Raw genomic sequence first — 14,462 nt, 5'->3', positions numbered from 1 at the left:
GGTGCGCGTGGCCGGTAATTCGGAGTTCTTCAATTCAGGCGTGGCCCAGACCGACCCCGAGCTGGCCAAAGCGATCGGCGACGAGTTCAAGCGTCAGCAGGAAAAGATCGAGCTGATTGCTTCGGAAAACATTGTTTCCAAGGCGGTTTTGGAGGCTCAAGGCTCGGTTTTAACCAATAAATACGCCGAGGGTTATTCGGGCCGGCGCTATTACGGCGGCTGCGAATACGTCGACGTTGCGGAAAACCTCGCCATCGAACGGGCCTGCAAACTGTTCGACTGCAGCTTCGCCAACGTCCAGCCGCACTCCGGTGCCCAGGCCAACCAGGCCGTGTTCTTCGCCCTGATGCAACCGGGCGATACGTTCATGGGCCTCGATCTGTCCTGCGGCGGACACCTGACTCACGGCTCGCCGGTCAACCAGTCGGGCAAGTGGTTCAAGCCGGTCGGCTACAAGGTCCGCCGCCAGGATCACCGCATCGACATGGACGAGGTTGCAGCGCTGGCGCGCGAAGTTCACCCGAAAGTGATCATCGCCGGCGGCTCGGCCTATCCCCGCCACATCGATTTTGCCGCCTTCCGCAAGATCGCGGACGAGGTCGGCGCCTACTTTATGGTCGACATGGCGCACTTCGCCGGTCTGGTGGCGGGCGGGGCGCATCCCAATCCACTCGATCACGCCCATGTGGTGACGACCACCACCCATAAGACTCTGCGCGGTCCGCGCGGCGGCATGATCCTCAGCCGCGATCCCGACCTCGGCAAGAAGATCAACTCGGCCGTCTTCCCCGGCTTGCAGGGCGGTCCGCTGATGCACGTCATCGCCGCCAAGGCGGTGGCCTTCGGCGAAGCGCTGAAGCCGGAGTTCAAGGCTTACGCCAAGGCCGTCGTCGAGAATGCCAAAGTCCTCGCGCAGACGCTGAACGCGGGCGGCCTCGATATCGTTTCGGGCGGCACCGATACGCATCTGATGCTGGTCGACCTGCGGCCCAAGGGCACGACGGGCAAGGCGGCGGAGAAGGCGCTCGATCGCGCCTACATCACCTGCAACAAGAACTCCATCCCGTACGATACCGAGAAGTACACCATCACCTCCGGTATCCGTCTCGGCACGCCGGCCGGTACGACGCGCGGTTTCGGCCCGGCCGAGTTCAAGGAAATCGGCAATCTCATCATCGAGGTGGTCGACGCTCTTGGCAAAAAGGGTGAAGCCGGCGACGCCGATGGCGAAGCCAAAGTGCGTGCTCGCGTGCGTGAGCTTTGCAGTCACTTCCCGATCTACCAATAGATCTTATCGAGGTAAGCCATGCGCTGCCCCTTCTGCGGTCACGACGATACCCAGGTCAAAGACAGCCGGCCGAGCGAAGACAACTCGGCCATCCGGCGCCGCCGCCATTGTCCCGAATGCGGCGGACGCTTCACCACCTTCGAGCGCGTGCAGTTGCGCGAGCTGATCGTGGTCAAGAAGAGCGGCCGGCGCGAGCCGTTCGATCGCGATAAGCTGGAACGCTCGATCAATCACGCCCTGCGCAAGCGGCCGGTGGAACAGGATCGCGTCGACCGCATGATCACCGGCATCGTCCGCCGCCTCGAAAGCATGGGCGAGAACGAAGTCCCGTCGCCGATGATCGGCGAACTGGTGATGCAAGCGCTGTCGAGCTTGGACAAGGTCGCCTACGTCCGCTTTGCGTCGGTCTACAAGAATTTCCGCGAAGCCAAGGATTTCGAGACCATTCTCGGCGAAATCCACGGCGGGGTGGAAGACGACAAGGATTAAGGCCGTGCGCCCATGATGGCCCAAGACCTCCATCACATGCGCCATGCCCTGATGCTGGCGGCGCGGGGGCTGGGGGAGGTTGCGCCTAATCCGGCAGTGGGATGCGTCATCGTCAAGGACGGCGTTGTCGTCGGGCGCGGACGGACGGCCAAAGGCGGACGGCCGCATGCGGAGCCGCAGGCGCTGGCGATGGCCGGCGAGGCGGCGCGCGGGGCGACGGCCTATGTGACCTTGGAGCCGTGTTCGCATCACGGCCATACCCCGCCCTGCGCCAAGTCGCTGATCGATGCGGGCGTCGCCCGCGTGGTGGTGGCGACCGGCGATCCCGATACGCGGGTCAACGGCGAGGGCATCGCCTGGCTCCGGATGGCGGGCGTCGAAGTCACCACGGGCGTCTGCGAACAGGAGGCGGCGGAGCTCAACGCCGGCTTTTTCCTCAAGGTGCGGCATGCGCGTCCGCTGGTCACGCTCAAGCTGGCACAGAGCCTCGACGGCAAAATCGCCACCGCCACCGGCGAGAGCCAGTGGATTACCGGCAAGCCGGCGCGGGCTTTCGGCCATCTCCTGCGCGCCCGCAACGACGCCATCCTCGTCGGGATCGGGACGGCAGATGCCGACGACCCGATGTTGACCTGCCGCTTGCCCGGCATGGAAGGCCGCAAGCCGCTCCGGGTGGTGCTGGATACGCGTCTCAGGCTCACCGAATGGTCGAAGCTGGCCCAGACGGCGGGCGAGTTTCCGACGCTGGTCTACACCTCGGCGGGGCCCGACAAAGGCGGGTCGCTGGAGGCCTGCGGCGTTCAGATTGCGCGCGTCGCCAAGGATGCGGCCGGGCGGCCCCAAGTCGAGGCCGTGCTCGCCGATCTGGCCGACCGCGGCATTACGCGCCTCTTGGTGGAGGGCGGTGCGGCGGTCCACGCCTCGTTCCTGAACGCCGGAATGGCCGACCGGCTCGCGGTTTTTAGCGCTCCCATGATCCTCGGCGGGGCGGGTTTGAGCGCGGTGGACGCACTGGCGGCGCTGGCGCTCGACGAGGCCCCGCAATTCGTAATGACAGACCGGCGCGCGCTGGGGGCCGACCTTCTGGTAACCTACGCCCGGAGAGGTTAGGAAGGGGCGCGACCGGAACCCGCTTTCCGGGCCATCGCGCGAGGAGCCATGTTCACAGGAATCGTCACCGACGTCGGCCAGGTCCGGCACATCGAGAAGCGCGGCGACACGCACATCGTGATCGCCCCCCATTACGACATGGACAAGCTGCCGATGGGCGGCTCGGTCGCGTGCTGCGGCGCGTGCCTGACCATCGTCGACAAGGGCAGCAACGCCGACAAGTGGTTCGCCGTCACGGCCTCGGCCGAGACGCTGTCCAAGACCACGATGGGCACCTGGAAGGTCGGCACGCCGGTCAATCTGGAGTTGCCGCTCAAGGTCGGCGACGAACTCGGCGGCCATATCGTTTCGGGGCACGTCGACGGCCTCGCCGAGCTGGTGAAGCTCTATCCCGAAGGCGAATCCACCCGCATGGTGTTCGAAGCACCCAAGGCGCTGTCGCGCTACATCGCCGAAAAGGGTTCAGTGGCGCTGGACGGGATTTCACTGACCGTCAACGAAGTCGAAGGGCATCGCTTCGGGGTCAACATCATTCCGCATACTCTGGAAATCACCACGTTCGGGCATCTCAAGCCGGGCATGAAAGTGAACCTCGAGATCGACACTATCGCACGTTACGTGGCAAGGCTGGTTAAGGGATGAGCACGCTCGACGATCTTCCGCATTTCCATCAATACATCTCGCCCGTCGAAGAGATCATCGAAACCGTGCGCAACGGCAAGATGGTGATCCTGACCGACGCCGAGGACCGCGAGAACGAGGGCGACCTCTATATCCCGGCCCAGATGTGCACGCCGGAAGCGATCAACTTCATGGCCAAGTTCGGCCGCGGATTGATCTGCCTCGCCCTGACCCAGGAGCGCGCCGAGAAACTGCAGATTCCGATGATGACGCAGTTCAACGCCGCGCCGCACCGTACCGCCTTCACGGTTTCGATCGAGGCCAAGGAGGGGGTTTCGACCGGCATTTCCGCCCACGACCGCGCCCACACCGTTGCGGTGGCCATTGATCCCACCAAGGGGCCGGACGACATCGTAATGCCCGGTCACGTCTTCCCGCTGGTAGCACGCGAGGGCGGCACGCTGGTTCGCGCCGGGCACACCGAAGCGGCCGTCGATTTCTCGCGACTGGCGGGCCTCAATCCGTCAGGTGTGATCTGCGAGGTGATGAACGACGACGGCACCATGGCGCGGCTGCCGGACTTGGTGACCTTCGCCCAACTCCACGGCCTCAAGATCGGCACCATTGCCGACCTTATCGCCCACCGGCGCAAGTTCGATCATTTCATCCAGCGCACCGCAGAGTCGGTGTTCTCCAGCCATTACGGCGGCGACTGGAAGATGGTTGTCTATGTCAACACCATCGAATACGCCGAACACATCGTGCTCATCAAAGGCGATATCTCCGGCGACGATCCGATATTCGTCCGCATGCACGCGATCAACGTGCTCAACGACATCCTCGGCGACGCCCATGCCGCGCGCGACCGCATGGCGGAGTCCATGCGCATCATTGCGCATCAGGGCCGCGGCGTGGTTGTGCTTCTCCGGCAGCCGCGCGCAACTTTCGTGACCGATATGGTCCTGAAGCGGCTTTCCGAGGAAGACCGGCGGCGGGTCAAGGAAGCGGGCGTCGGCGCCCAGATCTTGCTCGACCTCGGCATCCGGAACATGATCCTCCTCACCGATACCCCCGAAAAGAAAGTGGTGGCACTCGATGGTTACGGCCTCAACGTCGTCGGCACGCACCCGATCCGCGGACGTGACTGATCTCAAGCCCAACATCCTGATTGTTGAGGCGACCTTCTATCCGGAGATTTCCCGGTTGCTGCTCGACGGCGCCACGGCGGCGCTGGAGCGGGGCGGAGCGTTTTTCGACAGCGTGTCGGTGCCCGGCGCGCTGGAGATTCCGCCGGCGATCTACCTCGCGATGAAGGGCGGCGAGCACGGCGGCAAGCATTATGACGGCTTCATCGCGCTCGGCTGCGTCATTCGCGGGGAGACTTACCATTTCGACATCGTGGCCGGACAATCCGCCCGCGCCCTGGTCGATCTCGGCATCAATTACGGTCTGTGCGTCGGCAACGGCATCCTGACCGTCGAAAACGAGGAGCAGGCGCTGGTGCGCGCCGATCGCGAGCAGGCCGACAAGGGTGGCGACGCCGCGCGCGCCTGCCTGTCGCTGATAACGCTGCGCAGCCGCCTCGGAATGCGCAAGTGAACGGACTGACGATGAACGACGACGGACTTCCCGGTGCACGCAGCGCCGCACGCATTGCTGCGGTGCAGGCCCTCTATCAAATGGAGATATCGGAGGAGGCGGCCGACGACATCACGGCGGAATTCGTCGAATTCCGCTTCGGCCGCGAGAACGAAGTCACGCCCGGCGAGCCCGACGCGGAGTTCTTCTCCGACATCGTGCACGGCGTGCCGGCGCGTCAGCAGGAGATCGACAAGGAAATCGCCAAGTGTCTCGCCAAGAATTGGCGCCTGAGCCGCGTGGATTCGTTGTTGCGCGCCATCATGCGCGCCGGTGCTTACGAAATCCTCGCGCGCCGCGATGTTCCGGCGAAAGTGGTGATCGACGAATACGTCTCTCTGACCCACATCTTCGAAGCCGAGGATGGAGCGCCGTTCATCAACGCCGCCCTCGACAAGCTCGCTCATCTCAAGCGGCCGGAAGAATTCGGCGGCGAGGCGCCGGACGATCAGTTTTGATGGAATGCCGTTCGCGGCGGACTAGTACGTCCAGTACCCGAAGATCTGCATCAACATCATGCCGGAGACGACGCCCATCGGGAGCAGGCCGAGCGCGCTGACCACGACCGTGCGGACGACGCCGCCTTCGGCGTTCTGACGGGCTGTTGGGGCGGGACGGGCCATGACACTCTCCAAAGGTTTCGGTCGTACGTTTTAGAAACGCCGTGAACTTCCGTTCTGTTGCACGCGAAGGTGGCCACCGGTCGGGGCATTATCGTGGCAAAATCACGTCCGGGAGGCGGCGCTTTCAACGTCCTTTTGTGCTGTTTACGATGACTTCCATGTAAGTGCCGTTTCGAGGGTTTCAAGCATGCCGGACGCGCTTTCTGAATTCGGTTTAATCGCAAAGTATTTTGTGCCTCTGGCGACACACCCCGGCGCGCTGGCGCTCACTGACGATGCAGCGGTGCTCGAGGAAACGGCTGGCCGCGAGCTGATCGTGACGGCCGATGCATTGACGGCCGGCGTTCACTTTCTGCCCGACGATCCGCCCAACCTGATCGCTTCCAAAGCTCTGCGCGTGAACCTGTCGGATCTTGCGGCCAAGGGCGCCGAGCCGGTCGGATATTTGCTTGCCTTGGCTTTGCCACAATCGGTCGACGATGCATGGCTCGCGGAATTCGCGCGGGGCCTCGCCGAGGATCAGAAAGCGTTCGGCGTTTCACTGCTGGGCGGCGATACCACCGCGACGCCGGGACCGCTGACGATTGCCATCACGGCGCTCGGGCGCGCTCCCCGCGGCGCCATGATTCGCCGCTCCGGTGCCAAGCCGGGCGATCACGTCTTTGTCAGCGGCACCATCGGCGATGCCGGGGCAGGGCTGGCGATTCTGCAAGGCAAGACCGGCGGCGATACCGACGCGGCGTTTCTGATCGGCCGCTATCGCCAGCCGACGCCGCGCGTGAGCCTCGGACCCAAGCTCCGCGGCATCGCCAATGCCTCTCTGGACGTTTCTGACGGGCTGATCGCCGATCTGGGACATATCGCCGAGACCTCCGGCGTGCGAATCGTCGTCGAGGCGGAGGCTATTCCGCGCTCCGCGGCGCTTGTCCGGTTCGATCCCGATATCGTGTGCGCCGCCACCGCCGGCGACGATTACGAAATTGCATTCACGGCGTCATCGCCGGTGACGGCAGACCTGCCGGTGACCTGCATCGGGCGTGTCGAGCCGGGGCAGGGCGTCGTTCTCCTCGACCGCGAGGGGCGCGAAATTCCGGTGATCCGGCCTGGCTTTACGCATTTCTGAACCAAAATCCGGCCCGGCCGGGCTGCGGTAACGTCCTGTTAGCCATGACTGCCTAGTCTTGCCGGCATGCTTCGCAGCGTCGTCCTGTTCGTTTTTGCGCTCTGTCTGGCCTATCCGGCCTGGGGGGCGGAGCATGCCAAGAAGCCGCCCGAGCCCGGAACGTCCGTGGAAATGCCGTTCCTGATGGTTCCGATGAGCAAGGACGGCGATCTGCTCGGCTATAACTATGTTGCCAGCAAGCTGATTTGCACGTCGCCCGCGGGCAGCATCCGGGTCCGCGAGAAGCTCGCTTTCATCCAGGATGCCTTCGTCAGGGAGGTGAACAGCAGGCCGGTTTCGCTCGCCTCCGATCCCAAGGAAATCGATAAGGATTTGCTGAGCGCCCGGCTGACCGAGGTGGCGAAGCGGATCGTCGGGAACCAGACCGTCCGGGCGATGCTGTTCATGGAGATCAAGTTCGCCCCGCTGCATCCAGGCGATTCGACGACGGGAGCGGTTCCTCCCACCGAGCAGGCCCCCGCGGCGGCAACCCCCGATGGTGGGGCAAAGCCTGACGGAGGCGCCAAAAATGCCTCTTCTGAAGGCGCGACATCGAAACCTGTGTCCGGACCGTCGCACTAAGTTGCGTGTCCGTTAGCCATTTGGCATACACCCCACGCCTTCTGCCCGGCAGGTTTCCGGCCTGTCCTGGACAAATCAGACCACGCCCTTCGGTTGGTCGAAAATTCGGAAGCAAGGGGAAACCATGGAACTTTATATCGTCTTGGCTTGTGGCCTGGCGGCGTTGGTCTACGGCGGACTGACGGTTCGTTCGGTGCTCTCAAAGAGCGCCGGCACGCCTCGCATGCAGGAAATCGCGGCCGCCATCCAGGAAGGCGCTCGCGCCTACCTCAACCGTCAGTACACTACGATCGGCATCGTCGGCGTGGTGATCTTCGTCGTCGCGTTCTTCCTGCTTGGCTGGACGAGCGCTGTCGGCTTCCTGATCGGCGCGACGCTCTCGGGCGCGGCCGGTTATGTCGGCATGAACGTTTCGGTGCGCGCCAATGTCCGCACCGCGGAAGCCTCCCGCCAGGGTCTGGCGATGGGCCTTTCGATGGCGTTCCGCTCCGGCGCTGTGACCGGCCTTCTGGTGGTCGGTCTCGGCCTCATCGGCGTTGCCGGCTACTACCTCGTCCTGACGCAAGGCCTCGGCCTCAGTCTCGCTGACGAAGTGCAGGCCCGTACGGTTCAGAACGCCCTCGTGGCCCTGGGCTTCGGCGCCTCGCTGATCTCCATCTTCGCCCGTCTCGGCGGCGGCATCTTCACCAAGGGTGCGGACGTCGGCGGCGACATGGTGGGCAAGGTCGAAGCGGGCATTCCGGAAGACGATCCGCGCAACCCGGCCACCATTGCGGACAACGTGGGCGACAACGTCGGCGACTGCGCCGGCATGGCCGCCGACCTGTTCGAAACCTATGCGGTGACCACGGTCGCCACGATGGTTCTCGCCTCGATCTATTTCGTCGGCGAGCAGAAAACCGCGTTCATGCTTCTGCCTCTGGCCATCAACGGCATGTCGATCATCACCTCGATCATCGGCACGTTCTTTGTCCGCCTCGGCAAGTCCAACAACATCATGGGCGCCATGTACAAGGGCGTCGTCGCCACCGGCGTGCTGTCGCTGGCCGGCCTCTATGTCCTGATCGACCGGTTGATCCCCGGCGGCGGTACTGCTGCGGCTTTGACCATCGGCGACAAGGCCTTCACCGGCCTCGACCTGTTCTGGTGCGGCGCTGTCGGTCTGGCCATCACCGGCCTGATCGTCATCATCACCGAGTACTACACCGGCACGGGCAAGCGTCCGGTCAACGTGATTGCCAAGGCCTCCGTCACCGGCCACGGCACGAACGTCATTCAGGGTCTTGCGGTGTCGATGGAATCGACCGCCATGCCGGCAGTCGTGATCTGCGTCGGCATCATCATCACCTACCTGCTTGCGGGTCTGTTCGGCATCGCCATCGCGGTGTCGACCATGCTGTCGCTGGCCGGCATGATCGTGGCGCTCGACGCCTTCGGTCCGGTTACCGACAACGCCGGCGGCATCGCCGAAATGGCAGGCCTGGAAGGCGACGTTCGCAAGACGACCGACGCCCTCGACGCGGTGGGCAACACCACCAAGGCCGTGACCAAGGGCTATGCCATCGGTTCGGCCGGTCTGGGCGCGCTGGTTCTGTTTGCCGCCTATACCGAAGACCTGAAGTACTTCGTGGCGCACAACGACACCTTCACCTACTTCCAGGGCGTCGAGGTTCCGACCTTCGGTCTCGACAATCCGTGGGTGATCGTCGGCCTGTTCTTCGGCGGCTTGCTGCCGTACCTGTTCGGCGGCATCGCGATGACTGCGGTGGGCCGTGCGGCCGGTGCAGTGGTCGAGGAAGTCCGTCGCCAGTTCAAGGCGATGCCCGGCATCATGGAAGGCACGCAGAAGCCTGACTACGGCCGCGCCGTGGACATGCTGACCAAGGCGGCGATCAAGGAAATGCAGATCCCGTCGCTGCTGCCGGTCCTCAGCCCGATCGTGCTGTACTTCGTCGTGTACTTCGTCACCAACAACAAGGTTGATGCCTTCAATGCCGTCGGCGCCATGCTGATCGGCGTGATCGTCACCGGCTTGTTCGTCGCCATCTCGATGACCTCGGGCGGCGGCGCTTGGGACAACGCCAAGAAGTACATCGAAGACGGCCACTACGGCGGCAAGGGCTCTGACGCCCACAAGGCTGCCGTCACGGGCGACACCGTCGGCGATCCCTACAAGGACACCGCCGGCCCGGCCGTCAACCCGATGATCAAGATCACCAACATCGTCGCGCTGCTCCTTCTCGCCGCGTTGGCGCACTGATCCTGATCGACTAACCAATGCGAAAGGGCCGGGAGCAATCCCGGCCCTTTTTGTTTGGCGTGAGCGCCCGATCGATCAGTTGATGGTCACGTTGGCTTTGCAGAACAGCCCTTCTTTAATGGCCGCCGGCGCAATCGGGCTCTGCCATTTGATGGTGATCGTGCCTTTGGCTTTGTTGGCGCAGAGCTGGGTGAGGGGCGCGCCGCCCGGCAGGGTCGGATTGCCCGTGACGGTGCCGCAAATGGCGGTGGCGCTGAGCGAGGTCTGCTTCAGCACGGCCATTTGGGTTCCCGTTCCGGGAATGACGCCGTCGGTCGTCCAAAGATAGAGAATACCGCCGCCGCCGACCGTCTGATTGTATTGCAGGTGCTGCCCGTCGTTGCAGCGCGCAATCCATGTCGCGGCATCGGCGCTCGTGGCGCAAAGCACTACGCAAGCAGAAAGGAAAATCAGTTTTCGCATGGAAGGTCTCCTCCGGCGTTGCTGGACGCACGGAAGCCGCGCCGTAGCGGCTACACGACCAATGCGTGTATAGTACACGGATGTCTCATGCCGCGCCATGTCCGGCACCGGCCGGAAGCGCTGCATACAAACCAAACGAAAACGGCCCGCGGGGTGCCTCGCGAGCCGTCGGAAAACTCCGTATCCAGACGATCAGCGTCCGGGGCCGCCGCCGCCGCCGGGATTGCGCTCCTGCTGGTCCTGCGCGCCGGGCATGCCGGGCGTGGCGTTGAAGAGCTGCTGCAGGAAGGTCATCTCGCGGCCGCGGGTCGGGGTGGTACGCGACTCGAACGCCACCACGTTGCCGTCTTCCAGGCCGAAGTGCTTCATGTCGCTGACCTTGCCCTCCTTGTCGAAATAGATCGCAAGGATGTGGCGCGAGGTGATGGTCGGATCGAAGAAGGCGACCTGACGTTCCTGCTGGCTGATGTAGTACCAGGCGTCGGTGCCGAACGCGGCTTGCACGGAAGGATCGCCGAGCTTCTGCTCGATCGTCGTCTTGGTATCGACGCCGGCGGCAATGCCGGCTTCGGCGTCCTGATTTTCAAGATAGCCGCGGTTGGAAATCACCGGCGAACAGCCCGCCAGAGCGATACTCGCCGCCACAAAAAGCACGACCTTCTTCATACTGGGCCCTCTTGCCGAGGTGGATGTGCTAGCCTTGCCGGACGCCGCATGCAAGGGCGCCGGAAGTTAAGGCTGTATCATGCTGAACGCGTTCGTCAGGAGCAAGCAGGCCAGGGATGCGGCGGAACGCCATTACGTCGCGCTGGTTCGGCGTGCGCGCGAACCTGTCTTTTTCGCAAGGTTCGATGTGCCCGACACGCTCGACGGGCGCTTCGATCTGTTGGTGCTGCACGCCTGGGCATTGCTGGGGCGGATCCGGCCCGACGACGTTTTGGCGCAAGCCTTGGTGAACCGCATTTTCGTCGGCCTCGACGAGGCGTTGCGCGAGATGGGGGCGGGCGACATGGGCATGGGCCGGCGCATGAAGAAATTCGCCGATGCGTTCTACGGCCGCTTGAAGGCCTACGACGACGCCGGAGACGGCGAGGGCTTGCGGCAAGCGCTGGTGCGCAATCTTTACCGCGGCACCGAGACGCCGGCTGCGGCCGTCATGAGTTCCTATATAAGCCGGGTGCGGACGCGGTTGGCGGCCGCCGGGGAGGGGGATTTGGACTTCGGACCCCTGCCGGATGGGGCCCCCACGGACTAGGAATGAACATGAAACACATCGAACCGCCCTTGCAGCATATCTTCGACCTGTCCGACCTGTCGCAGGCCGGCGCCGAGGTCGTCGTGGAAGCCAGCCCCGAGGACCTGCCCAAGCTGGCCAAATGGGCGGGGATCGATTCGGTGAAGCGGTTTACAGCCACGGTCGGCCTGCGCCGCTTGTCGCAAACGCGTTTCAATTACGAGGCGAATCTGACGGCAGATGTCGTCCAGAGCTGCGTCGTGACCCTGGAGCCGGTGGAAAGCCGTATCAGCCGGGAGATCGCTCGGGAACTGCAGCAGGCCCCGCGTCTGCCGCAGGAAACTGTCGCGGAACTTACCCTCGCGGCGGGGGACGACGATGTTCCGGAAACCATATTGAGCCTGGATTACGACCTCGCGGCGCCGTTGCTGGAGGAATTTGTCCTGGCGATCGATCCTTACCCGCGCAAGCCCGGCGTGGCGTTTACGCCTCCGGTTGAGCCCGAGACGCCGCAGTCAAGCCCGTTTGCCGTCCTTAAGGCCCTGAAGGACCGCGACTAATTCCGCCGGAATAGGTGCTTGAATCGGGAGGGGGTTTCCTGCTACCTCCCGCGCCTGCTTTTGCCTTGTGCGGCTGGATCCTTCCGGCCGCATTCTTGAGTTGTCGCGTTTTCGAACGGAAAACCGTTTCCCCGGAAAACGCTCTAACGGAGTAGGATTCCGCCATGGCGGTCCCAAAGAGAAAAACGTCGCCGTCACGGCGGAACATGCGTCGCTCGCACCACGCGCTGTCGGCGTCGTCTTACAACGAATGCCCGAACTGCGGTGAGCCGAAGCGCCCGCATCACGTTTGCGGCAAATGCGGTCATTACGACGGCCGTGAAGTCGCCGCCGAGACAAAGGCCTGAGCGCCGTGACCGCTGCATGCAGCGGTTATCAGGGCAGGTGAAGCTGTGGCCGGCGAACTGACAGTCTCGATCGATGCGATGGGCGGCGATGCCGGCCCATCGGTCGTGGTATCGGCGCTCGCGCGCACGATCCAGCGGCATCCCGACGTGAAGTTCATCCTTCACGGCGACGAGACGGTGCTGAATCAGCTCATCGCCAAACGCAAAGGCAAATTCGCCGGTCGCGTCAGCGTGCGCCATGCCGCCACCCGCGTTGCCATGGATGAGAAGCCCAGCTTTGCGCTGCGCCGCCGTCGCGATTCCAGTCTGTGGCATGCCATCGAGTCGGTGAAGTCGGGTGAAGCCCAAGCGGTCGTCTCCGCCGGCAATACCGGCGCACTGATGGCCATGGGCATGTATCAGCTCGGTCTGATCGACGGCATTTCGCGTCCCGCTATCGCTTCGGTATGGCCGACTCAGCGCGGTCAGGTGGTCGTGCTCGATTGCGGCGCCAACGTCGAATGCGATTCCGAACAGCTCGTCGATTTCGCCATCATGGGCGAAGCGCTGAGCCGTGCGTTGTTTGGTCTGCCCAAGCCGCGCGTCGGACTCGTCAACGTCGGACAGGAAGAAGTGAAAGGGCATGAGGCCGTGCGCAACGCCGCCCATACCCTGCGCCAGTCCGATCTGCCGATGGAATTCTGCGGCTTCATCGAGGGCAACAACATCCTCGAAGGCGCCGTCGACGTCGCCGTGATGGACGGCTTCACCGGCAACGTCGTCTTGAAGATGCTGGAAGGCGCGGCCAAGTTGATCGCGTTCTTCCTCAAAGGCGCGCTGAAGCGTTCGCTGATGTCGCGTCTCGGCGCCTTGCTGGCCGCCGGTGCTTTGCTCGCCTTGCGGCGCAAGCTCGATCCGCGCGCTTACGGCGGCGGACTGATGGTCGGCCTCAACAGCGTCGTCGTGAAGGCGCATGGCGGCACCGACAGCGTCGGTTTTGCCTATGCCGTCGATACGGCGATTGATCTGGCGCTGGGCGGCGTCAACGACGCCATCGTTTCCGATCGCGCGGGTGTGAGACCCGAGGCGGTCGCGTCATGAAACGAGACGGATCGACCGTCGTTCGTTCCCACATCATTGGTTGCGGTGCCTATCTTCCAAATACGATCGTAACAAACGCGGATCTCGTGACGCGGGTGGATACGAGCGACGAATGGATTCGGACGCGCACCGGCATCACGCAGCGCCATATCGCAGCCAAAGGCGAGAAGACGTCCGATCTCGCCACAGCGGCCGCCAAAGCCGCACTCGCCAACGCCGGCGCCACGCCCCAAGACATCGACATGATCGTGGTTGCGACCACCACGCCGGACCTCACCTTTCCCTCGGTCGCGACCATTGTGCAGCGAAAGCTCGGCATGACGCGCGGCTTTGCCTTCGACGTGCAGGCGGTCTGTTCCGGCTTCATCTACGCGATTGCGACGGCGGATAATTTCATCAAGGCGGGCCAGGTGCGCTCGGCCCTGGTGATCGGCGCCGATACCATGTCGTGCATCCTCGATTGGGAGGACCGCGCGACCTGCGTCCTGTTCGGCGACGGCGCCGGTGCCGTGGTGCTGAACGCGGGCGAGGGGGCCGGTACCTCCGAGGATCGCGGCGTGCTCAATACGGTCCTGTTCTCGGACGGACGGCTGCACGACCTGTTGTACGTCGACTCCGGGCCGTCCACCGATCACTCGGTCGGCTACATCCGTATGCAGGGCAAGGAAGTGTTCAAGCACGCGGTGACCAATATTGCCGCCTCGGTCGAGGCTTCGGCCGCCGCTGCCGGGGTTCCGGTAGACGCTATCGACTGGCTGGTACCCCATCAGGCCAATCAGCGCATCCTGGACGGCACCGCCAAGAAACTGAAGGTCGATCCGGCCAAAGTCGTCTCGACTGTGGCCTTGCACGGCAACACGTCGGCCGCCTCCGTCCCGTTGGCACTGGCTACAGCCGTGGCGGACGGTCGCATCCAACCGGGTCATTTGGTGCTCATGGAAGCCCTCGGCGCCGGCATGACTTGGGGTGCGAGTCTGGTCCGCTGGTAACCATTCTCAAATCCACA

Annotated in this window: 18 protein-coding genes; 15 read left to right on the top strand and 3 right to left on the bottom strand. The window is 63.8% G+C overall.

Annotation, left to right across the window (positions count from 1 at the left end):
* Positions 1–7: 7 nt before the first annotated feature.
* From glyA to nusB, 7 genes are read left to right on the top strand one after another with little or no spacing between them, the layout of a single operon-like run.
* Positions 8–1,288 carry a serine hydroxymethyltransferase gene (gene glyA / locus FHS84_RS10750; RefSeq protein ID WP_425061560.1) on the top strand — a complete coding sequence of 427 codons (1,281 nt, stop codon included), beginning with the start codon at positions 8–10 and terminating at the stop codon, positions 1,286–1,288.
* 18 nt (positions 1,289–1,306) lie between these two features.
* Positions 1,307–1,777 carry a transcriptional regulator NrdR gene (gene nrdR, locus FHS84_RS10745; protein WP_166933996.1) on the top strand — a complete coding sequence of 157 codons (471 nt, stop codon included), beginning with the start codon at positions 1,307–1,309 and terminating at the stop codon, positions 1,775–1,777.
* Positions 1,778–1,789: 12 nt separating this feature from the next.
* Complete coding sequence (gene ribD, locus FHS84_RS10740; protein ID WP_166933992.1) at positions 1,790–2,887, top strand: bifunctional diaminohydroxyphosphoribosylaminopyrimidine deaminase/5-amino-6-(5-phosphoribosylamino)uracil reductase RibD; 1,098 nt, start codon at positions 1,790–1,792, stop codon at positions 2,885–2,887.
* A gap of 48 nt (positions 2,888–2,935) precedes the next feature.
* Positions 2,936–3,529 carry a riboflavin synthase gene (locus FHS84_RS10735; RefSeq protein WP_166933989.1) on the top strand — a complete coding sequence of 198 codons (594 nt, stop codon included), beginning with the start codon at positions 2,936–2,938 and terminating at the stop codon, positions 3,527–3,529.
* Complete coding sequence (gene ribB, locus FHS84_RS10730) at positions 3,526–4,656, top strand: 3,4-dihydroxy-2-butanone-4-phosphate synthase (RefSeq protein WP_166933987.1); 1,131 nt, start codon at positions 3,526–3,528, stop codon at positions 4,654–4,656. The genes FHS84_RS10735 and ribB overlap by 4 nt, the downstream gene beginning before the upstream one ends.
* Positions 4,649–5,107 (top strand): 6,7-dimethyl-8-ribityllumazine synthase, encoded by a 459-nt coding sequence (gene ribH, locus FHS84_RS10725; protein ID WP_208393801.1) that lies wholly within the window; start codon positions 4,649–4,651, stop codon positions 5,105–5,107. The genes ribB and ribH overlap by 8 nt, the downstream gene beginning before the upstream one ends.
* The gene (nusB, locus tag FHS84_RS10720; RefSeq protein ID WP_208393800.1) at positions 5,104–5,604 is read left to right on the top strand and encodes a transcription antitermination factor NusB; all 501 of its coding nucleotides are present in this window, start codon (positions 5,104–5,106) and stop codon (positions 5,602–5,604) included. Before ribH ends, nusB begins: the two co-directional genes overlap by 4 nt.
* 21 nt (positions 5,605–5,625) lie before the next feature.
* Here the strand turns inward: nusB and FHS84_RS10715 are convergent, their stop codons facing one another.
* A complete protein-coding gene (locus tag FHS84_RS10715) occupies positions 5,626–5,769 on the bottom strand; it encodes a hypothetical protein (RefSeq protein ID WP_166933983.1) in 144 nt (47 codons plus the stop codon).
* A 187-nt stretch (positions 5,770–5,956) separates the two neighbouring features.
* On the opposite strand from FHS84_RS10715, the gene thiL reads away from it, so the two are divergent.
* From thiL to FHS84_RS10700, 3 genes are all read left to right on the top strand, one after another.
* Positions 5,957–6,892 carry a thiamine-phosphate kinase gene (thiL, locus tag FHS84_RS10710; RefSeq protein WP_166933981.1) on the top strand — a complete coding sequence of 312 codons (936 nt, stop codon included), beginning with the start codon at positions 5,957–5,959 and terminating at the stop codon, positions 6,890–6,892.
* 66 nt (positions 6,893–6,958) lie between these two features.
* Positions 6,959–7,513: a hypothetical protein gene (locus FHS84_RS10705; RefSeq protein ID WP_166933980.1), complete on the top strand. Its 555-nt coding sequence runs from the start codon at positions 6,959–6,961 to the stop codon at positions 7,511–7,513.
* 124 nt (positions 7,514–7,637) lie between these two features.
* Positions 7,638–9,773, top strand: coding sequence for a sodium-translocating pyrophosphatase (locus FHS84_RS10700; RefSeq protein WP_166933977.1), 2,136 nt, complete (start codon positions 7,638–7,640; stop codon positions 9,771–9,773).
* A gap of 75 nt (positions 9,774–9,848) precedes the next feature.
* Here FHS84_RS10700 and FHS84_RS10695 read toward each other — a convergent pair whose 3' ends face one another.
* Positions 9,849–10,235, bottom strand: a complete 387-nt coding sequence (locus FHS84_RS10695; RefSeq protein WP_166933975.1) for a hypothetical protein — start codon at positions 10,233–10,235, stop codon at positions 9,849–9,851.
* Between the two features lie 192 nt (positions 10,236–10,427).
* Positions 10,428–10,901 carry an outer membrane protein assembly factor BamE gene (locus FHS84_RS10690; protein ID WP_166933973.1) on the bottom strand — a complete coding sequence of 158 codons (474 nt, stop codon included), beginning with the start codon at positions 10,899–10,901 and terminating at the stop codon, positions 10,428–10,430.
* A 79-nt stretch (positions 10,902–10,980) separates the two neighbouring features.
* Here FHS84_RS10690 and FHS84_RS10685 point away from each other — a divergent pair, with 79 nt between their 5' ends.
* The 5 genes from FHS84_RS10685 to FHS84_RS10665 all read left to right on the top strand — a co-directional run bounded on the left by FHS84_RS10685 (position 10,981) and on the right by FHS84_RS10665 (position 14,445).
* Positions 10,981–11,490, top strand: a complete 510-nt coding sequence (locus FHS84_RS10685) for a ubiquinol-cytochrome C chaperone family protein (RefSeq protein WP_166933971.1) — start codon at positions 10,981–10,983, stop codon at positions 11,488–11,490.
* Between the two features lie 8 nt (positions 11,491–11,498).
* Entirely contained in the window at positions 11,499–12,029 is a 531-nt protein-coding gene (locus FHS84_RS10680; RefSeq protein ID WP_166933969.1) for a YceD family protein, read from the top strand.
* Between the two features lie 164 nt (positions 12,030–12,193).
* Positions 12,194–12,376, top strand: a complete 183-nt coding sequence (gene rpmF / locus FHS84_RS10675; RefSeq protein ID WP_166933967.1) for a 50S ribosomal protein L32 — start codon at positions 12,194–12,196, stop codon at positions 12,374–12,376.
* Positions 12,377–12,421: 45 nt separating this feature from the next.
* A complete protein-coding gene (gene plsX, locus FHS84_RS10670) occupies positions 12,422–13,456 on the top strand; it encodes a phosphate acyltransferase PlsX (RefSeq protein WP_166933965.1) in 1,035 nt (344 codons plus the stop codon).
* Positions 13,453–14,445 (top strand): beta-ketoacyl-ACP synthase III, encoded by a 993-nt coding sequence (locus FHS84_RS10665; protein ID WP_166933963.1) that lies wholly within the window; start codon positions 13,453–13,455, stop codon positions 14,443–14,445. Before plsX ends, FHS84_RS10665 begins: the two co-directional genes overlap by 4 nt.
* Positions 14,446–14,462 lie beyond the last annotated feature (17 nt).

It is taken from the genome of Rhizomicrobium electricum (assembly GCF_011762045.1).
GTDB lineage: Bacteria > Pseudomonadota > Alphaproteobacteria > Micropepsales > Micropepsaceae > Rhizomicrobium > Rhizomicrobium electricum.
Note: the sequence above shows the minus strand (reverse complement) of the source record. Positions and strands in the feature narration are given on the sequence as shown.